Origin of the sequence: Corynebacterium sp. ES2794-CONJ1, assembly GCF_025660615.1 — a bacterium.
Taxonomy (GTDB): Bacteria; Actinomycetota; Actinomycetes; order Mycobacteriales; family Mycobacteriaceae; genus Corynebacterium.
Genome location: NZ_JAOTIM010000003.1, coordinates 69,458 through 90,015 on the forward strand (window position 1 = coordinate 69,458; position 20,558 = coordinate 90,015).

18 protein-coding genes are annotated in these 20,558 nt (G+C 53.2%); 17 read left to right on the forward strand and 1 reads right to left on the reverse strand.

Annotation, left to right across the window (positions count from 1 at the left end):
- Window positions 1-69: 69 nt before the first annotated feature.
- The 17 genes from rsmI to N7326_RS04605 all read left to right on the forward strand — a co-directional run bounded on the left by rsmI (window position 70) and on the right by N7326_RS04605 (window position 19,894).
- Window positions 70-939 carry a 16S rRNA (cytidine(1402)-2'-O)-methyltransferase gene (gene rsmI / locus N7326_RS04520; RefSeq protein ID WP_259158242.1) on the forward strand — a complete coding sequence of 290 codons (870 nt, stop codon included), beginning with the start codon at window positions 70-72 and terminating at the stop codon, window positions 937-939.
- Window positions 932-2,758, forward strand: coding sequence for a methionine--tRNA ligase (gene metG, locus N7326_RS04525; protein ID WP_263088242.1), 1,827 nt, complete (start codon window positions 932-934; stop codon window positions 2,756-2,758). Before rsmI ends, metG begins: the two co-directional genes overlap by 8 nt.
- A 1-nt stretch (window position 2,759) precedes the next feature.
- Window positions 2,760-3,617 (forward strand): TatD family hydrolase, encoded by an 858-nt coding sequence (locus N7326_RS04530; RefSeq protein ID WP_263088243.1) that lies wholly within the window; start codon window positions 2,760-2,762, stop codon window positions 3,615-3,617.
- 161 nt (window positions 3,618-3,778) lie between these two features.
- Complete coding sequence (locus N7326_RS04535; RefSeq protein WP_310470326.1) at window positions 3,779-4,924, forward strand: transglycosylase family protein; 1,146 nt, start codon at window positions 3,779-3,781, stop codon at window positions 4,922-4,924.
- A 336-nt stretch (window positions 4,925-5,260) separates the two neighbouring features.
- A complete protein-coding gene (locus N7326_RS04545) occupies window positions 5,261-6,883 on the forward strand; it encodes an ABC transporter substrate-binding protein (RefSeq protein WP_396124742.1) in 1,623 nt (540 codons plus the stop codon).
- A 269-nt stretch (window positions 6,884-7,152) separates the two neighbouring features.
- Entirely contained in the window at window positions 7,153-8,118 is a 966-nt protein-coding gene (locus N7326_RS04550; protein WP_259078315.1) for an ABC transporter permease, read from the forward strand.
- 2 nt (window positions 8,119-8,120) lie between these two features.
- Window positions 8,121-10,166 (forward strand): dipeptide/oligopeptide/nickel ABC transporter permease/ATP-binding protein, encoded by a 2,046-nt coding sequence (locus tag N7326_RS04555; protein WP_259078452.1) that lies wholly within the window; start codon window positions 8,121-8,123, stop codon window positions 10,164-10,166.
- Between the two features lie 11 nt (window positions 10,167-10,177).
- Window positions 10,178-10,996, forward strand: a complete 819-nt coding sequence (locus N7326_RS04560; RefSeq protein WP_259078313.1) for an ABC transporter ATP-binding protein — start codon at window positions 10,178-10,180, stop codon at window positions 10,994-10,996.
- A gap of 100 nt (window positions 10,997-11,096) precedes the next feature.
- The gene (locus N7326_RS04565) at window positions 11,097-12,014 is read left to right on the forward strand and encodes a dihydrodipicolinate synthase family protein (protein WP_259078311.1); all 918 of its coding nucleotides are present in this window, start codon (window positions 11,097-11,099) and stop codon (window positions 12,012-12,014) included.
- 17 nt (window positions 12,015-12,031) lie between these two features.
- Window positions 12,032-12,718, forward strand: coding sequence for an N-acetylmannosamine-6-phosphate 2-epimerase (locus N7326_RS04570; protein ID WP_259078310.1), 687 nt, complete (start codon window positions 12,032-12,034; stop codon window positions 12,716-12,718).
- Between the two features lie 50 nt (window positions 12,719-12,768).
- Entirely contained in the window at window positions 12,769-13,458 is a 690-nt protein-coding gene (locus N7326_RS04575) for a FadR/GntR family transcriptional regulator (protein WP_259078308.1), read from the forward strand.
- A 9-nt stretch (window positions 13,459-13,467) separates the two neighbouring features.
- The gene (locus N7326_RS04580; RefSeq protein WP_263088244.1) at window positions 13,468-14,349 is read left to right on the forward strand and encodes an ROK family protein; all 882 of its coding nucleotides are present in this window, start codon (window positions 13,468-13,470) and stop codon (window positions 14,347-14,349) included.
- On the forward strand, window positions 14,349-15,476 hold the full coding sequence (locus N7326_RS04585; protein ID WP_259158250.1) for an N-acetylglucosamine-6-phosphate deacetylase: 1,128 nt from the start codon (window positions 14,349-14,351) through the stop codon (window positions 15,474-15,476). The genes N7326_RS04580 and N7326_RS04585 overlap by 1 nt, the downstream gene beginning before the upstream one ends.
- A gap of 18 nt (window positions 15,477-15,494) precedes the next feature.
- Window positions 15,495-16,268 carry a glucosamine-6-phosphate deaminase gene (nagB, locus tag N7326_RS04590; protein ID WP_259078299.1) on the forward strand — a complete coding sequence of 258 codons (774 nt, stop codon included), beginning with the start codon at window positions 15,495-15,497 and terminating at the stop codon, window positions 16,266-16,268.
- A 51-nt stretch (window positions 16,269-16,319) separates the two neighbouring features.
- On the forward strand, window positions 16,320-17,192 hold the full coding sequence (gene rsmA / locus N7326_RS04595) for a 16S rRNA (adenine(1518)-N(6)/adenine(1519)-N(6))-dimethyltransferase RsmA (RefSeq protein ID WP_259158251.1): 873 nt from the start codon (window positions 16,320-16,322) through the stop codon (window positions 17,190-17,192).
- Window position 17,193: 1 nt separating this feature from the next.
- Window positions 17,194-18,111: a 4-(cytidine 5'-diphospho)-2-C-methyl-D-erythritol kinase gene (locus N7326_RS04600; protein ID WP_396124748.1), complete on the forward strand. Its 918-nt coding sequence runs from the start codon at window positions 17,194-17,196 to the stop codon at window positions 18,109-18,111.
- The gene (locus tag N7326_RS04605) at window positions 18,104-19,894 is read left to right on the forward strand and encodes an ABC-F family ATP-binding cassette domain-containing protein (RefSeq protein WP_259078293.1); all 1,791 of its coding nucleotides are present in this window, start codon (window positions 18,104-18,106) and stop codon (window positions 19,892-19,894) included. Before N7326_RS04600 ends, N7326_RS04605 begins: the two co-directional genes overlap by 8 nt.
- Here the strand turns inward: N7326_RS04605 and N7326_RS04610 are convergent.
- Entirely contained in the window at window positions 19,889-20,545 is a 657-nt protein-coding gene (locus tag N7326_RS04610; protein WP_259158257.1) for a TetR/AcrR family transcriptional regulator, read from the reverse strand. The genes N7326_RS04605 and N7326_RS04610 overlap by 6 nt on opposite strands.
- Window positions 20,546-20,558: the final 13 nt, after the last annotated feature.

Consider the following 20,558-nt stretch of genomic DNA (forward strand, 5'->3'; position numbering starts at 1 on the left):
GTATAGTCCTATAAGGGTAGATTAGGGGGTGCTAGTTAAGCCGCTGCCTTCTAAGGAGTTATTAAGAAGATGACCGTCGACCTACCACCTCTGCCACGCGGGCTCATCCTCGCAGCGACGCCACTGGGCAATATCGGAGATGCTTCCGAGCGGTTGCGCCAAGCTTTGAGTGAGGCTGATTATATTGCCGCCGAAGATACCCGCCGTACAAAGGCGTTGGCGCAGGCTTTAGGAATTGAGGTGAAGGGGAAGATCATCTCTAATTTCGACCATAATGAACGCTCGCGCGTGGCTACACTCATTGAACTGGCACGTGATGGAAGAGTTGTTGTGGTGACCGATGCAGGAATGCCTATCGTGTCGGATCCTGGATTTCCTCTTGTTGAGGCTGCTCATGAGCAGGGTATTCCCATCACTTGCTTCCCTGGTCCATCTGCCGTGCCCGTAGCTTTAGCCTTATCCGGGCTGCATGTGGGAAAATTCGCCTTTGATGGATTCGCGCCACGAAAAAAAGGAGCCCGACTGTCGTGGTTAGAGTCTCTGAAGAACGAAGAACGGGCCGTGTGTTTCTTTGAATCGCCCCATCGAATTGTCGATACGCTCTCGGATGCTCTCGATGTTTTAGGTCCGCAGAGGCGTGTCGCCGTGGTGCGCGAATTGACTAAAACATTTGAGGAAGTTAAGAGGGGGAGTCTTCTTGAAGTTCTGCAGTGGGCACAGTCTGGGGTACGTGGCGAGATCACCTGCGTGATCGAGGGAAATTTGGGGGCGAGGGATGTCGATATTGACGATATTATTGCCGAAGCTGTAGAGAGGGCAGCGGCTGGGGAGCGGCTTAAATCGGTCTGCAAGGACCTGGCCCGCACGTACTCTTTGCGTGCGAATGATATCTTCGAGAGCGCTTTGGTTGCTCGTGATAAAGTTCTAAACCATGAATAATTTGCTGGTAGCAGTTGCTTGGCCCTATGCCAACGGTCCGCGACATATTGGCCATGTTGCGGGTTTCGGTGTCCCCTCGGATGTATTCGCTCGTTTTCAACGAATGGCAGGGAATAATGTGCTGATGGTGTCGGGGACCGATGAGCACGGAACTCCCCTATTAGTGCAGGCTGACAAGGAGGGCGTCCATGTCAAGGAGCTGGCTGATCGATATAATCGTCAGATCGTTGAGGATCTTACCGGTTTGGGTCTAAGTTATGATCTCTTTACCCGTACAACCACCCGCAACCACTATGCGGTGGTACAGGAACTGTTTAAGGGCCTGTATGACAACGGTTATATGATTAAACAAACAACTTTCGGGGCGGTGTCGCCATCGACAGGGCGCACCTTGCCTGATCGGTATATCGAGGGTGAATGTCCGATTTGCCACTCGGAGGGTGCCCGTGGAGATCAGTGTGATAACTGCGGCAATCAACTAGATCCGGCGGAACTCATCAACCCGATATCGAAGATAAACGGTGAGGTTCCTCAATTTATTGAGACTGAGCACTTCCTTCTTGATCTTCCGGCGCTTGCTGAGTCTTTAGAGCAGTGGCTTCATAGTCGCAAGGATTGGCGTCCTAATGTGCTGAAATTCTCGCTCAACCTCTTAGGTGATTTGCGCCCGCGGGCCATGAGTCGAGATATCGATTGGGGAGTTCCAATTCCCGTCGAGGGCTGGGAGAATAAGCCAACAAAAAAATTGTATGTATGGTTTGATGCTGTTATAGGCTACCTATCCGCATCCCTGGAGTGGGCCTATCGCTCGGGCGATAAAGACGCTTGGCAGAAGTGGTGGACTAATCCACAGGCTCTTTCCTACTACTTCATGGGTAAGGACAATATCACCTTCCACTCCCAGATCTGGCCTGCTGAGCTCTTGGGGTACCAAGGATCCGGTGCCAAAGGTGGTCAGGAGCATCACTATGGACACCTCAATTTACCGACCGAGGTGGTTTCATCGGAGTTTCTGACCATGTCAGGCTCGAAGTTCTCCTCGTCGAAGGGCGTTGTCATCTACGTCAAGGATTTCCTCAGGGAATTTGGCCCGGATGCCTTACGTTATTTCATCGCGGTCGCCGGTCCGGAAAACAACGACACAGATTTTACCTGGGATGAATTCGTCCGACGCATCAATAATGAGTTGGCGAATGGCTGGGGCAATCTCATCAACCGTACAGTCTCTATGGCGCATAAGAACTTCGGGGAGGTTCCTCCCTGTCGTGAGCTTCTACCGGCTGATATGGACATTCTGCAGGCGGCTACCGAAGCCTTCGACCGAGTTTCTGAACATTTGGCCCAATCGCGATTTAAGCAAGGCATTTCTCATATTATGCACATCGTGGGTGAGGCGAATGCTTATATTGCGGAGATGGAACCGTGGAAGCTTGCCAAAGATGAATCCCAGCGTGAACGCTTAGGCACTGTCTTGTGGGTAGCCTTGCAGCTGGTTTCAGATATCAATGTGATGCTCACTCCATATTTGCCGCATCTCGCTCAAGCTGTTCACGAGACTTTGGGACGCTCGGGAATATGGGCAGCACAGCCTGAGATCGTTGAGGTTAGCGACGATATTCCGGTTGAGCTGGTCGGAGTGGGTTTACCTGACCCCAGTTCTACATATCCGGTAATCATGGGGGATTATGCGAGCGAGCAGGCTTGTTGGCAGCGCATCGACATGGTCGCCGGTACGCCCTTGTCGAAGCCGCGCCCGCTGATTGCAAAATTAGACCCTAAGCTCGCCACGGAGGGCCCGAGTTGGGCACCGGTGCAATAGCATGGGGAAGAAGAAGCCGCGCCCTCTCGCGCAACCGTACCCTAGAATCCCTTTGCTTGTCGATGCTCACACGCACCTGGCTAGTTGTGGAGCTCGCAATACCAGTGAGATCAAAGCCTTAGTCGACCGTGCCTTAGCTTCGGGGGTGGAGAAACTGTGTACCGTCGGTGATGGCCTTGACGAGGCCGTCTTAGCTCTCACGGCGGCGCAGGTGAATCCTCGTATTTTTGCTGCGGTAGCGATACATCCTACACGAGCAGGTGAACTCGACGAGGTGGCACGCGACCAGCTTACTCGTATGGCCGGGGACGAGCGGTGTGTCGCCGTAGGAGAAACAGGGCTTGATACTTATTGGATTACACATGCTCCTGAGTCGACGGCTTCGCTAGATATTCAGGAAGAGGCCTTTCGCTGGCATATCGATTTGGCGGTGAAAACGAATAAGGCCCTCATGATACATAACCGCGAGGCTGATGCGGATTTACTGCGAATTCTCGCGGATGCTCCTCGACCACGCGAAGTTATCCTGCATTGCTTCTCTTCACCCGTGGAGGTTGCGCTCGAGGCGATCGACAGGGGCTATATATTGAGCTTCGCTGGCAACCTGACTTTCAAGCGCAACGATCATCTACGACAGGCTGCTGCGCTGGCTCCGATTGATCAAATTTTGGTGGAAACTGATGCTCCGTATATGACGCCCGAGCCCTATCGCGGAGTTAAAAATGAGCCGGCATTAATCGGCCATACTGCGGCTGTGATTGCGCACAGTCGCGGGATGGAGCTGGAAGAATGTGCTTATCAAATCTACCGAAATTTCCATCGCGCCTATGGACTCGATGAAACATTGGGAACAATTTGAGTGGCGGGTGTGACGACTGTACACGCATGGGGCAAACGCGTTTTCCCAGTTCTACCGCCTGTAGTTGTGGTTCTGTTATCATAATGTAATCAAACCCTCGAATCTCACTGAGGGGGTTGGAAACTCGTCACGCAGGGTGGCAGAACGTTGAGAAAGGGATTATGGGACATCATCGCAAGGATTTAACTCCAGGATCATCGCGTCGTATCGCCATCCGTTGTGCAGCCGGTGGCACCGCCGCGGCTTGTCTGATGAGTGGCGGAGCGATGGTAGCCCAAGCAAAAGACGTGGTGATAAACCTCGACGGGGAGAACGTAGAGTTACTCACAACGGCTAGTGATGTGGCTGGCGCGTTGGAGAAAGCGGGGATTACCGTCGACGCTGACGATATCGTCGCTCCCGCCCCCGATCAGAAGATTCAACACAATCAAGTAATCTCAGTGCGTACCTCGAAACAAGTCGATCTGGTTATCGATGGCAAGCGCGAAACGGTCAAAACTAATGCAAATACCGTCGGGGAATTAGTCTCACAAATTGATTCAGTGTCCAGTGCAGCCCGGGCTTTGGGTTTAAGTCAGCCTGTTTACACCAGATTGGCGGAGGGGCCACGTGAAATCAACGTGGTAACACCAAAAATAATCACGCTGTCCGATGGGGGTCGGACTTCATATATCTCCATTGCAGAACCTACTGTGGCTGATGTGCTCAAAGCTCGAGGTATAACATTGAGTGCTTTAGATCGCGTGACACCAGATCTGAAAGAGCAGATAGCGCATAATACCCACATCGTTATCAACCGTGTGATAGAGCAGGACGTCGAAGAAGTTATTGAATATGACGCTCCTGCAGCCTATTTTGAGGATCCCCACCTCGATAAAGGGGTGGAACAGGTGCTCCAGCCCGGTACACCTGGACACAAGCGGGTGAGCTCAATTATTACACTCATCGACGGGGTGCAAACCGCGCAAGAGATCCAATCTGAGGAGATTATCCATACTGCAATTCCCGCAACCATTGCACGCGGAACCAAGCCTGTCATCTCCGTGCCCGCGGTCAGTTCTGGATCGGTGTGGGATAAGTTGGCACAGTGCGAAGCCGGAGGGAATTGGTCTATTAACACCGGGAATGGGTTCTCTGGAGGGCTGCAGTTCGCTCATTCTACCTGGCTGGGTTTTGGCGGGGCGCAGTATGCTCCCATGGCATATCTGGCAACTCGAGAGCAACAGATTGAGATAGCCCAAAAAGTGCAGGCGGTTCAGGGCTGGGGGGCGTGGCCCGCGTGCACATCCAGAATGGGCTTGCGATAGTCTTCTCCTTCTTATTACCTGAGTCTCGCCACCTTATTTGTGTGAGGTGGCGAGGTCCTTTTTTGTGATGAGTAATCTTTCGAGTGAATATGACGGATTGCCCAGGCATTACTGCCGAAAATAGGGGGTGTTGATGGGGGTGGATTTTCTGTACTGCCTATGTCAGGATTTCTGCAGATAACGGCGCTATTCTCGGCTTTTGCCCCGGTCAGATGTTATCTACCTTACATTAAGGCGAAATAGTGACGGTAGCCCGTTGTTATGGGTGTAATTGTTTAGTACACTCAAAGTCGAGGCATCAGACGTCCGACAAGTCAACTCAATGGAGGTTGAAACATGACAAATACCGCTGAAGGTATGAACCGTCGTGGTTTTTTAAAGGCAGCAGGCGTTATGGCCGCTGCCGCTGGTATTGCTACCACCGTTAGCGCCTGTGGCTCTGACGATAAGTCAGATGGGAACACTAGTGGATCCGGATCCGGATCCGGCGGTGCTATGAGCAAAGATGAGATTACCGCTGGTATCTCCTATGAGCTGGGCACCAACGGCTATGACCCAATGACCACAACGTCAGCACTGACGATTGCTGCGAACTGGCATACCCTGGAGGGTCTCTACGAGATCACTCCCACCCCAGACCGCACTGTTTACGCAGCGCTCGCTGACGGTGACCCCAAAGTAAGCGAGGACGGAAAGTCCGCTGAAGTGACTTTGCGCGACGGTGCAGTTTTCCACAATGGGGAGCCAGTCACCACGGAGGATGTCGTGTTCTCCTTCGAGCGCGTATTGGACGAGTCAAATAATTCGCTCTACGCATCCTTCATCCCATTCATTGAGAAGGTCGAGGCTAAAGACGCCACCACCGTGATGTTTACGATGAAGTACCCCTTCACCCTTGTGAAGGAACGTCTATCGGTAGTGAAGATCGTACCGAAGGCAAGCGTAGAGGCTGATAGTGCAGCATTCGATGCTAACCCTGTAGGAACCGGCCCGTGGAAGATGACCGACAACGGTGCTGCATCTTCGCAGGTTGTCTTTACAAAGTTCGAGGATTACACCGGTCCTAAGCCAGCCAAGGCTGCCAAGATGACATGGAAGATTCTTCCAGACGCAGCAACTCGTACCAACGCTATGGAATCCAAGTCGGTTATGGCTATCGATTCGGTTCCCTACCTCTCACTCACCCAGGTTCAGGCCTCGTCGAGTGTCGAGTCTGTTCAAGGTTTCGGCTTGCTGTTCATCATGTTCAACAATGGTGAAAATTCTGCCATGAAGGACCTCAAGAATCGTCGTGGTGTGCTTTATGCCATCGATATCGACAAGGTTATTCAGACAGGCATGGCCAACCAAGCGTCGCCGGCTAAGTCTTTCGTCCAGGAAAACCACGCAGCCTACAAGGAAGCTTCGATGGTGTACAGCCTCGATGCTGCCAAGGCTACCGAGCACTTCGCCGAGACTGGCCTGAAGTCTGTCCGGATGCTGGTAACCAACCATGACTGGGTCAAGGGCTGCACCCCAATCATCAAGGAATCGCTTGAGGCTGCTGGTATAAGCGTAGAGTTCACCGAGTTGAAGTCTTCGGATCTCTATACCCAAATCGCATCTGATGACACGTGGGATATTGTGATCGCCCCTGGTGATCCTTCCGTCTTCGGTGCTGACGCCGACCTTCTTATGCGCTGGTGGTACGCAGGTGACACCTGGACCGATGGTCGTATGCACTGGAAGGGCACCGACTCCTACAACAAGGTTCAAGAGCTGCTTGAGAAGGCATCCCAGTCTTCCGGTGACGAGCAAATGGATCTGTGGCACCAGACCTTCGATCTCCTCTCCGAAGAGGTACCTCTGTATCCGCTCTTCCACCGCAAGAGCCCATCCGCTTGGAACGACGATGCACTTGATGGTTTCGAGCCGATCTCGCTCACCGGTCTCTCCTTCGTCGATGTGGGACTGAAGTAATATCTTGTAGAAGATAAGCGACAACGGGGCGGGCTTGGCTCCTGCCAATACCCGCCCCTTAGTCGAAATTGGCTCGTGTTCGGCCAAAAATTATTGAGCACAATCAAACTTTAACCGTGATGCGCACTGGCATCGTTATTTGTCGTGCCCGCATAAATCTTGGGGAAACTGCCCAGTCATCGCAAGCACGCAGCTTCCTTAAATACTGAAATACCTGTCCCCACAAAAACTACTTAAGCTTCATTTCTTACGAAAGGAGCAGTCCCACTGTGTCGAATCTCATCCGACTGATCGGACGAAGGCTAGTTGCGCTGCCCATCATGATTTTGGGCGTTACCTTTTTGGTCTTCTTCGTCATGTCTTTCTCACCCTCCGACCCTGCGCGCCTAGCCCTTGGCGAAGCAGCTTCCGAAGAAGCCCTCGAGGCCTATCGTGAGCAAAACGGTCTCAACCTTCCCTTGTTCGTTCGCTACGGACAATTCCTTCTTGGACTTTTGCGGCTAGATCTTGGAACCTCCAAGGGTAATACCTCGGTAACCGACCTCGTCGCTTATGCTTTCCCAATTACGTTGCAATTAACGTTCATCGGCCTTTTCATTGCTGTCATCATCTCCTTCAGCTTGGGCGTTATCGCTGCCCTGTACCGTGATAGCTGGCCTGATCAGCTCATCCGTATCCTCTCTATCGCAGCATTGGCAACTCCTTCGTTCTGGCTGGCAATCTTGCTCATTCAGGCCTTCGGTACCGTGCCTTCAGGAACTGGTTGGTTCCCAGCGTTGATCTCAGAGTGGGTCCCATTTACTGAAGATCCTGGTCGCTATATCAACAATATCTTCCTGCCCGCCTTCGCTTTGGCTGTTCCTGTTGCAGGTTCCTTGACCCGTGTGGTGCGTACTGCCATGGTTGAAGAGCTCGATAGGGATTATGTCCGTACCGCTATCGGAGCCGGCATTCCAAAGTCTGTTGTCATCGGCCGTAACGTCTTGCGTAATGCATTGATCACCCCAATTACAGTTTTGGGTCTGCGTGTTGGCTACCTCATGGGTGGCGCGGTGATCATCGAGATCATCTTTAATATTCAGGCGATGGGTCAGCTCATCCTCGACGGTGTTACCCGTAACGACGTCTACCTTGTCCAGGGCGTGACCTTGACTGTGTCTATTGCCTTTATCCTCATCAATATCATCGTTGACCTTCTCTACGTGATGGTCAACCCGCGCATTAGGAGCGTCTAATGATACGCAAGAAGATGACCCAAAAGCTCAGCACGCCTGGATTGCGATTCAAAAAATCCAGCTTGCCCGTAGGCTCGCAAATCGCCGTTGGTATGCTCGGCCTTGTGATTCTCATGGCTATTTTCGCGCCGTTGATCACCAAATTTGATCCTCTCACCACCTCGCTTCCCTTCGATCCTTCGGTGGTTGGCGATGAACAAGCTAATAGCGCACTAGTCCCAGTCGTTCCGCCAGATTCCACCTTCTGGTTTGGAACCGACGCCTCCGGCCGCGACGTCTTCGCTCGTGTAGCCTATGGCGCTCGCTACTCCCTCGCCATTGGCCTCCTATCTACCGCAATGGCACTAGTCTTCGCCGCGGTCCTCGGCTCCATCGCAGCAACAGCTGGCAAGGTAGTTTCCGAGATCCTCATGCGTATTTTGGACATCATCATGTCCTTCCCCGGCATCGCTTTGGTTGCTGTTTTCGTAGCCTCCCTCGGTAAGACAATCGGCGTGATCGTCTTTTCCATTGGCTTCCTGTATGTGCCGCAGCTCTCCCGTATCGTTCGTGCCAACGTACTCTCACAGTTTGGTGAAGATTATGTTTCCGCTACCAAGGTCATGGGTGCTCGCACGTCCTGGATTCTGTTTAAACACGTTGCCCGTAACTGCATCGCTCCCATTATGGTGTTCGCGACGGTGCTGGTAGCCGATGCGATCGTACTCGAAGCCTCGCTATCATTTATCCAAGCTGGAGTTCAGCCACCTGCTCCATCGTGGGGTAATATCCTGGCCGACGGTAAGCAACTTTTGACTTCAGGATTCTGGTGGCCCACATTCTTCCCAGGTCTGATGATCTTGATCACCACCTTGTCTCTGAATGTACTTTCCGAGGGTCTCACTGATGCGTTAGCAGCACCTCGAGCTCGCGGTAATGCCAAGTTCATCGGGGCAACTGAGGATGAAGTCGAAAAGCGTAATGAGTATATCGTCAGCGAGTATGTTCGCCAGAAGGAATCTCTTGGCGAGCGCTTGGATGCGCTGCGCATTTCTGAAATCTCCCGCGATGATCGCCTCATCTTAAGCCCAGAGAAAAGCGCGCAACCTCCACTACTCGAGGTCAAGAACCTCACCATCAAGTTCCCAGCAGCCCACGGTGATGTGGCTATTGTGGATAATGTCTCCTTCTCCGTTCGCCCGAGTGAAACTATGGGTCTAGTGGGTGAGTCCGGATGCGGCAAGTCCATCTCGTCTATGGCGGTGATGGGTCTGCTCCCTGATACCGCAGAAATTACTGGTTCAATCCTTTTCGACGGACACGAGCTAGTCGGTATGGATCCCAAGGAGCACAACTCCTTGCGTGGCCATGAAATTGCCATGATCTACCAAGATGCTCTGAGCTCCCTCAACCCCTCGATGCTTATCTCCTCACAGATGAAGCAACTGACCTCGCGCGGCGGAACGCGAACCGCTGAAGACCTTCTTGAATTGGTGGGCCTCGATCCTGACCGCACCTTGAAGTCTTATCCCCATGAGCTCTCCGGTGGACAGCGTCAGCGTGTGCTCATTGCTATGGCGCTCACTCGCGATCCTAAATTGGTCATCGCAGACGAGCCGACAACCGCGTTGGACGTGACGGTTCAAAAGCAGGTCATTGACCTGCTCCACGATCTGCAACAAAAGCTTGGATTCGCCATGGTCTTCGTATCGCACGACCTCGCCCTTGTGGCCTCGGTCTCGCATCGCGTCACCGTTATGTACGCAGGTCAGATCGTCGAGCAGGCACCAACTGCCGAGCTTATGACCAGCCCAACCCACGAATACACCAAGGGTCTGCTGGGGGCTGTGCTTTCGATCGAATCCGGAGCCGAAAGGCTCCACCAGGTACCCGGCACAGTGCCTTCGCCTCGCGAATTTGTTACGGGCGATCGTTTCGCTCCGCGTTCCTCGCACCCGACTGTGGGTATCGACACCCGTACCGTCCCCGTTGAGGTTGGTCCCGAGCATTGGTATGCGGAGCTTCCAGAATACCTCGACGCTCACAACCGTCCGATTGCTAAGAGTTAAGGAGCACTGACATGACTTCTCCACAGGACGTCCCTGTTATTGAGCTGAAAAATGTCCACGTGGTTCACACCTCACGTACTGGTAAACTCTTCCGGCCGGATAAGGTTCATGCCGTCAATGATGTGTCCATGAAGGTGTTTAAGGGTAAAACCCTAGGCATTGTGGGTGAATCAGGGTGCGGTAAGTCAACTACAGCGCGTGTCATGGTGGGCTTGCAGAAGCCTACCGGGGGAGAGGTTCTCTTCCGTGGCAAACCGGCACACTTCAATGCTTCAGGGCGCAAGGAAATTGGACGTGCTGTTTCGGTGGTCTTTCAAGATCCCGCAACCGCCCTCAACCCTCGTATGATCATCCGCGATGCGTTAACTGATCCTATGAAGGTCCACGGCATTGGCACCCCGGAGTCGCGCGTTGCCCACGTCAAGGAGCTCCTCGATCTAGTGGGTCTACCTCAGTCGGCCCTCGACGTGTTACCTCGCCAGATCTCAGGTGGCCAGCGCCAGCGCGTGGCTATTGCTCGCGCCCTGGTTCTAGAACCTGATGTCATCATCGCCGATGAACCGACCTCCGCCCTCGATGTCTCGGTGCGTGCACAGGTACTTAACCTTCTCGTAGATCTGAAGGAACGCCTCGGACTTGGTTTGGTTTTCATCTCCCACGACATCAATACTGTCCGCTTTATTTCTGATCGCATCGCGGTGATGTATAAGGGTTCGGTAGTCGAAGAACAGTCGACGACCGATATCTTCAACAACGCCCATGATGACTACACCAAGATGCTGCTCTCCGCAGTTCCTTCATTGGTGCAGGAATCGCAAAAGCTCTACTAGTTTCACCCTCAGTGTGCCCCGGAGGTCGTAACCTCCTCCTCCGGGGCACTGGAGGATACTTCATCTTTTTCTCCTTTTCGGAAAGGTCCTTAACATCATCATGAATAAGAAATTTCATGGCATCATCCCTCCGCTCGTTACCCCACTACTCGAAGATGGATCCTTCGACCGCGAGAGCTTCAAACGTCTAATTGATAGACTCATTGATGCAGGATGCCATGGTCTTTTCGTCCTCGGTTCCTCAGGCGAAGTCGTTTTCTCCACTGACGCGCGGCGCCGGGAAATCATTGCTGCTGCAGTTGAATTCAACGCGGGCAGGGTGCCTGTGCTGGTGGGCTGCATCGATACAGAGACCAACCGTGTTATCGAACATGCCAAGGTCGCCCAGGAACTCGGCGCCGATGCGATTGTGGCTACCGCCCCCTTCTACGCACTCCAGGGCCTCGAAGAGATTGAGCGTCACTTCCGCCTCATTCACGAAGCCTGCGAGTTGCCACTTTTCGCCTACGATATTCCAGTGTGTGTTCACACGAAACTACCGCACACCTTGCTCGTACGTCTTGGACAAGAAGGTGTTCTCGCTGGTGTTAAGGATTCCTCAGGTGACGACGTATCATTCCGCTTCTTGGTCCAAGATAACGAACGCGCTGGCCACCCTCTGACCATCCTCACCGGCCACGAAGTTGTCGTAGACGGAGCTTATTTGTCCGGGGCTGATGGAGCAGTTCCAGGTTTGGGTAACGTTGATCCAGCAGCTTATGTGCGCCAGTGGAACGCCTACCAAAATGGCGACTGGGAGACCGTACGCGCCGAACAGGATCGACTTGCGGATCTGATGCGCATTGTTTTCGTACCCCAAGACCTGCACGGCTACGGCGCCGGCGTAGGTTCTTTCAAGTCCTCTCTGATGCTCCAAGGCGTTTTCACCAGCAATACGATGCCAGCTCCTGTGCGTACTCAAAGTGCGGAAGTGGTTCAAGGAATTGGTGAACTGCTCAAGGCTCATGGCGTTCTCTAGAAGAAGGTTAAACGATAATGAGCACGGATATCACCAGCATCATTGAGCAAACAAAGGGGCTCATTGTGAGCTGCCAAGCCTATCCAGGCGAGGCACTGCGAACTCCTGAAGTCACTGCCAGAATGTGCCAAGCAGTAGTTGCAGGTGGAGCGGTTGCGGTTCGCGTCCAGGGTGTCGTCGACATCTCAGCTGCGCGCCAAGCAGTTGAAGTCCCAGTGATCGGCTTGATTAAGTACGGACATGATGGAGTGTATATCACCCCTTCTACTGCTCACGCTCGTGCGTGCGCCTTAGCCGGGGCTTCGATTGTGGCTATTGATGCCACCAATCGGCCCCGGTTAGGAGGGGAGTCTTTCGCCGATGCTGTGCGTAGTATCCACGAAGAATTCCCTGGAGTCGCCATCATGGCTGACTGCGGTAGCCTCGATGACGCCCTGCGGGCTGAGGAAGCTGGAGCTGATCTCATAGGTACGACGCTCGCCGGATATACCGGTGATCGAGAAAAAACCGCGGGACCAGATTTCGAGCTTATCGACGCTGTATGTGAGCACATCACTCGACCCATCATCGTCGAAGGCCGCATCCACACCATAAGTCAGCTCAAAGAAGTATTTACTCGCCCGATCCATGCTGCCTGTGTGGGCACCGCCATTACTCATCCCACCTCGATTACCTCGTGGTTTAGTCAGGCTATCGAATACTAATTGATGGGATCCCCATCCCCCTTATACCGTGGCAGAAAGGATATATTCTCATGGCTGTGAGTACTACCCAGCAGGCAGTAGCCGGAATAGAAAAATATATCCGAACCCACGGACTTCGTGAGGGGGATGCATTGCCCTCCGAGACTACCCTGTGTGAAGAGCTAGAGTGCTCGCGCAGCTCCGTCCGCGAGGCTATGCGAACATTGCAGTCACTCGATATCGTCCACATCCGTCGTGGCCAGGGTACTTTTATTTCGAAAATGAGCATGAGTCCGCTGGTACGTGGGATGGTTCTGCGTTTGACTCTCGATCCCCGTAACGCTGGGGAAAATCTCCTCGAGGTAGTTGCCACGCGGGAGGCTATCGAATCAGCACTGGCCGCAGAACTAATTGACAAGCATACTTCCGCAAGTATCGAGGATATGCTCATCACGGTTGAACAAATGCGTTCGAGCTACGAAAACCGCGGCCATTTTACCCGCGAGGACCGTCTGTTTCATCGGCAGCTACTAGCACCAACATCTAATAAACTTATGCGGGAGCTTTCCGACGCCCTTTGGCAGATTCACGACCGAACGGTGCCCATGCTCAGCCTTGATATCTCTTCGGACTACGCACGCACCATTGAATCGCATGCCGTCATGGTCAAAGCCGTTGCCGCCCGTGATGTTGAGGCCTTCAAAACTGCAGTCCACCATCACTATATTCCGCTGCGAGAAGCAGTGGCGAAACTCAATTAAGGATAAAGTATGGTCAGCATTGCCGTCGATATCGGTGGCACCAAAATTGCCACGGGAATTGTCCTCGATGACAAGCCTAAAGAAGTGCTCTTTCGCAGCGTTCGTCCAACCTTGGCTCAAGAGGGTGGCCAGGTAGTCTTACGCGAAGTAATAGCCGCCATTCAAGAAAGCCGAGAGCAGGCCAAAGAAGCTGGTCTGGTGCCAAAGCGCATCGGAATCGGAGCCCCAGGCGTGGTAGGGAACGGCCGCATTCTATATGCGGGCCCCACCATGCCAGGCTGGGTCGGAACCGAACTTACTGAACGCATCACCGAAGAGTTTCAGCTTCCCATCGCTCTTCATAACGACGTGCGCGTCATGGGATTGGGAGAAGCCGTCTATGGCATCGGTGCAGACAAAGAAGTTCTCTTTGTCTCCATTGGCACTGGCATCGGGGGAGCTCTGATTAGTCGGGGCGAATTGATTGATTCCCCCCACTTCAATCGGGGAGAAATCGCTTATCTCCTGGGACCCACTCCACAGGGAGGCTGCGCTCCGATTGAACACGTTGGTTCAGGTCCAGCGATGTCTCAAGCCTATGGCACCGATTCTTTGCACCCGGTAATGCAGGACTACCGAGCAGGGGTCAAGGAGGCGCGCGCACTTATCGATAAAAGCCAGGAGTGCGTGGGGCAGGCGATTGCCGGTTTTATCAACTCTTATGATGTCGACGCCGTAGTTCTCGGTGGTGGAGTAGGAACCTTGCCGGAAACCCTCGCGCCCTTCGAAAAAGGTCTGCGTTCAGGTCTCATTTCTTCTCTTAAGGATATTCCGTGCATTCAGGCGACTCTCGGTACTAACGCACCACTCGTGGGCGCCGCATATCTTGCTCGAACAAAGGACAATACGTAATGGCTGATATTTTCCGCGGACGTGTCGTTAATCGTGAGGGAATCACCCCCATGGAGATGGAGGTAACGGACGGTGCAATCTCGGCTCTGAGGGTTCTCGACGAGGATCCAGATTCGCTGCCCATTCTCTTCCCTGGCTTTACTGATATCCATAACCACGGCGGGGCAGGGGAGTCTTTCCCTAACTCCGACCTTGCTGGGTGTCGCAAAGCTGCACGCTACCACGCTATGCACGGCACTACGTCGATGCTCGCCTCTCTAGTTTCTGCAACTGAGGAGATCCTGACCGAGCAAACAAAAATTCTTGCGCAACTAACTCACGAGGGTGAAATAGCCGGAATTCATATGGAGGGCCCCTTCGTCAATCCAGGTAAATGTGGCGCTCAGGATCCTGATGCCATTATGCCCGGAGATCCAGAGATGTTTAATCGGATTGCTAGCAGCAGCGAGGGCACCATGCGCTCTGTCACCTTCGCCCCAGAAACTGCTCATGCTAAGGAACTTGTCGATGTGTGTGTTGCCCACAATATCATTGTCTCCCTCGGGCATACGAACGCTGATGCCGATACCACTTGGGAGATTGTTGATTATGCCCTCAGCAAGCGGGCGACTGTGACTGCGACGCACCTTTTTAACGCTATGCCAGCTATCCATCACCGTGAACCAGGAGCAGCAACCGCGCTTATCGACGCCGCTGAGCAGGGCCTGGTGACAGTAGAGGTCGTTGCCGATGGTGTTCACCTTAATGACCATATAGTCAATATGGTGCGCAATGGTTCGCCTCATAATACTATGTTCATAACCGATGCTATGGCTGCCGCTGGCTTGGGCGACGGAGACTACGTGCTAGGAGCACTCCCGGTGACAGTCAGCGACGGAGTCGCTCGTCTCACCCACGGCGGAGCGATCGCCGGGGGTACGTCCACCATCCACCAACAACTGCGTCGGCACACCGCCAAAGGGTGGACCTTAGACGACATGGTTCCCCTCGTGTCTCAAAATGCTGCTGCATTATTGCAGCTTAACTCGGGCGAGCTAGAGATGGGCCGCGATGCCAATTTCGTGATTATGGATGAGGATCTATCAATCCAGAGCGTTTATCGCTTGGGTAAAGAATTGTCATACTAAAAAAAGGAGTTAGTAATTATGGAAATTATCATTATGCCTGATGCCCACCAAGTGGCACTGCGCGCAGCCGATGTCTACGAAGGCTATGCCACCGAAGGGGCAACGTTGGGACTAGCGACTGGTTCCACCCCGCTGGCGATGTATCGTGAGCTCATCCGTCGTCATCGCGAAGAAGGGTTAAGCTTCGCGCAATGCCGAGCCTTCCTCCTCGATGAATATGTGGGACTACCTCGCACACATGAGCAGAGCTACTATGCCACCATTCGGAACGAATTTACCTCCCATATAGATATCGATGACACCGCGGTGAAGAGTCCCGATGGGACAGCCCCAGATGTCACTGAGGCTGGGAAAGCCTACGATGCCGCTATCAAAGAGGCCGGTGGCGTAGATATTCAGCTTCTTGGAATTGGAACCGATGGACATATTGGGTTCAACGAGCCAGGTTCCTCCCTGCGTTCTCGCACTCGTCTGAAAACTTTGCATCCGCAAACGATCAAGGATAACGCTCGCTTCTTTGAATCCGAGGATGAGGTTCCTATCCATGTTCTCACCCAAGGACTGGGCACTATCTCCGAAGCCCGACATCTGCTGTTACTTGCCACGGGGACCAATAAGGCTCAGGCAGTACGAGATTTTGTAGAAGGACCGCTCGCATCCGTATGCCCGGCCTCAGTACTGCAATTGCACAATCACGCTACCGTGATCGTTGACGAAGAGGCGGCATCACTTCTCGAGCATGCGGACTATTACCGCTTCGCCTTTGATCACAACCCTGCGTGGAAGAAATAAGGGCGGTACCCTTTTAGAGAAATATTCTCTAAAAGGGTACATTTATCTGCTATGGAGACCCTCGAACCGCCTCGACTTCTAGGCCCCCAGGAAATTCGTCAGCTGGCGGACCATCTGGGGGTGAGCCCGACAAAAAAGCTGGGTCAAAATTTTCTTCTCGACCCCAATACAGTGCGCATGATCGTTCATGCAGCTGGACTCAATGACGAAGGTGTTTCAGAGCACGTCGTCGAAGTGGGGCCCGGCCTAGGCTCTTTGACCCTCGGCTTAATCGACCAGGCGCAGCATCTGACAGCTATCGAGATTGATCAAAACTTGGCTCGTCAATTACCGCAGACGATAGCTGATTACGCCCCAGATTTCGCCTCTCGTTTTTCCTTGATGGGAGCGGATGCGTTGCGGATAAGTTCGACTGATCTCTCGAACCCCACGGCTCTGGTTGCTAACCTTCCATATAATGTTTCGGTGCCAGTAATCTTGCATATGCTCAAAACTTTTCCTTCAATCCAACGAGTTTTGGTGATGGTGCAAGCAGAAGTTGCCGATAGGCTAGCGGCAAAACCCGGCAGTAAGGTTTACGGTGTCCCGAGCGTCAAAGCTGCCTTTTATGGAGATGTAAAAAGAGCCGGCTCCATCGGTAAAACCGTCTTTTGGCCCGCACCGAAAATAGATTCCGGCTTGGTTCGTATCGATTGCACTCGTCCCTATGATCTTTCTCTGAGGCAGCAGGCATTTCCACTTATTGATGCTGCTTTCCTCCAGCGCCGCAAAACCATGCGCGCGGCATTATCAGGATTCTATGGATCGGCAGCCCAGGCCGAAAATGCTCTCAGACGTGCAGGAATTGATCCTGCTATTCGCGGTGAAAAGCTTGGCATAAATGATTTTATTCGCTTGGCTCACGCCGGGGGGAGCGACATCTAAAGTGCCGAAGGTTCCTAAAATATCGAAAGTAACTGCCAAAGCCCAAGGCAAAGTGAATATCCATTTAGGGGTGGGGCCCATACGAGACGATGGCTACCATGAGCTTTCTACAGTTTTCATGGCTCTCGATCTCAGCGATACCATTACCGTCGAGGCCACCACGGGGGTTGGGGTCACCACTCTTGATTGCGCGGAGACCGGGGTGCCAACCAACGCTCGTAACCTCGCGTGGCGGGGAGCCGAACTGGTGCTGCAGCGCTATGGGCGCCTCGGTAAAACACAGGGTCTCAAGATTACTATTGAGAAAGGTATTCCGACAGCTGGTGGAATGGCCGGTGGGAGTGCCGATGCCGCCGCAGCCATGGTGGCCACTAACCACATGCTGGGCGGTCGCCTCAGTCAGGCAGAACTGTTATCCTTAGGTGCCCAGCTGGGTGCTGATATCCCATTTACTATCCTCGGTGGTGTAGCTCTTGGTCAAGGAAGAGGTGATGAGCTCCGGCCTTGTGAGTCCAAAGGTAAATTCCACTTTGCTCTTGTTTTTTCGGATACCGGCTTATCCACACCTGAGGTTTTTCGTACCCTGGATTCTATGGATCGTATTTCCCATATGGACTCCTCGCGGGCAGAAGCTGCGCTTCGACTCGGTGACGCGGATGCATTGGCGGAAGCTATGTGCAATGATTTGCAACCCGCCGCCTTAAAACTTCAACCAGCACTTGCAGATATTCTCGCCGCGGGTCAATCCGCCGGAGCTCTTCGGGGCATAATTTCCGGCTCGGGGCCGACGTGTGCTTTCCTCAGTCCTCATGAAGAGAGCGCACGCGCTATCGCCCGTGCGCTCTCACCCCTAGCCCGCACTGCTATCGCTTCCGGTCCAGCTCGCGGGGCATATATTGAACGGATACATCATGGCTAATCTCATCAATCTGGCAGAAGTCTCGAAGTCATTCGGCTTAAAAACCCTTCTCGATGAGGTGAGCTTAGGTGTGCAGTCCGGAGATCGCATTGGCGTAGTGGGACTAAATGGTGGGGGAAAGACTACTCTGTTAGAGGTTCTCACGGGGATCGAGCCTCCAGATTCCGGGCGAGTAAGTCATACTACGGACCTGAGGATGGCGGTAGTTACTCAACGCGCTGAGCTTGATCCACAGGCCACCATAGCCGATATCGTGTTGCGTCCGTTGGGACTAGCCACCTTTGAATGGGCTGGTGATGCGCGAGTACGTGAAGTGCTTAATGGTTTAGGGGTTGCACGGCTCGGGCTGGACACTAAAGTGGGGGAGCTGTCGGGTGGGGAGCGACGCCGTGTAAATTTAGCGGCAGCCCTCGTTAAAGAACTCGATGTGGTCGTTCTCGACGAGCCCACCAACCACCTTGACATTGAGGGTGTCCAGTGGCTGGCTGCTCATATTGTTGCCCGCAAAATCGCGGTTGTAGTAGTCACCCACGACCGGTGGTTTCTCGATACTGTCGCGACCAAGACCTGGGAAGTCCACGATGGTCACGTCGACATCTACGACGGTGGCTATAACGATTGGATTTTTGCCCGCGCGGAACGGTCACGCCAGGCCGATGCCGTAGAGCAACGCCGTAAAAACCTAGCCCGCAAGGAGTTAGCGTGGTTGCGTCGAGGAGCGCCCGCACGCACCTCAAAGCCTCGTTATCGCATTGAGAACGCCGAGGCGCTCATCGCTGATGTCCCTTCACCGCGCGACAGCGTGGAGCTCATGGCTTTTTCAAAGAAACGCCAGGGCAAGGTTGTCATTGAGCTGGAAAATGCCCGTATCGAAACTCAGGACCATCGAGTTCTTGTTGAAGATCTCACCTGGCGTTTAGGGCCCGGCGAGAGAATTGGCCTCGTAGGCATCAATGGTTCCGGTAAGACCACGCTGTTAAGAGTGCTCGCTGGTGCTTATCCACTCAGTGCTGGACGTCGTATTGAAGGGCGAACCGTGCGCATAGGATGGCTGCGTCAGGAACTCGACGATTTGGATCCACATATTCGACTCCTTGATGCCGTGGAAGAAGTGGCAAGCTATGTACAGCTAGGTACTAAGGAGCTCAGCGCGTCTCAACTAGCCGAACGTCTTGGCTTTAGCGCGAAGCGCCAGCGTACACCAGTGGGCGACCTATCCGGTGGGGAACGCCGACGTTTGCAGCTAACCAGAGTGCTCATGGCTGAGCCGAATGTGCTGCTCTTGGATGAGCCCACCAACGACCTTGATATTGATACCTTGCAGGAATTGGAATCTCTTCTGGATAACTGGGCAGGAACTCTTGTCGTGGTCTCGCACGATCGATATCTTATCGAGCGTATCGCTGATTCCACATGGGCCCTTTATGGTGATGGCACCTTGAGTAACCTTCCTGGTGGGATCGAGCAATACTTACAACGACGGCAGGAAATACTAGCTGATACTCCTTCTGGGCTCATTCAACAGGGAGAAGCTCAGGTGCATCAGCCGCAGCCGCAGATCGACCCAGCTTTAAAAAGGCGCGTTGAGAAGGAGATGAAAGCTCTCGAGCGTAGGGTGGAAAAACTTCGCGAACAGCTCACCGAGCTTGATGCTCAGATGGCCGCCGCCGCTCATAACGTCAGTGAACTGATGACATTAGGGGAGAAGGCCCGCGTGATCCGTGAGGATATTGAGGGCCTGGAAATGGAATGGATGGAGCGAGGAGAGCAGCTCGAGCTATGACAGTTGGGCACGAAGCCTTTCGAGCTCAATCTGATCTTCGACAGCTTGGATAATGCGCTCGACATATTGGCCGAGCTTGCCAGCGTCCATCCAGCTTTCGAGAGGGCTGAAAGCTTGATCAGAGATTCCAGAAATACGCTCACGGGCTTCATTGAGTCCTGTTTCGCCACCCTCATGAACCCTTTGCAGGGTGGAGTGGGCGATATGGCCGGTGACTGTTAGCTCACCTAACATGGTGATGAGAAAATCTACGTTGGCGTAATCAACGGGGAAACCCTTTGCAACGAGATAGCCTGAGATATCCCTGTAGTAGTCGAGGGCATGCACATGAGCTGCTGGAGTTTCTAACATGGCCTTCTCGAAACCAGGATAACGCTCAAAAAGATCCCATAATTGCTTAACCAGAAAGCGTAAGGCATCCTGCCAACCCATCTCGTCCTTCGGCAAGGTCAGTTGCGATAGTCCGTGTTCTAAACATAGATGCACTATATCGTTGCGTGTTTGAACGAGGCGGTATAGCGATGGACTGGAAACTCCTAGTTCTCGAGCTATATCGGCAAGGGTGAATTTATCCACTCCACGTTTGAGAGCAATACGTACTAGGTCAGATTCATTGAATTTAGGCTTTGGTCCAGTCTTCTTTACGGGCATAGCGAAGATAATA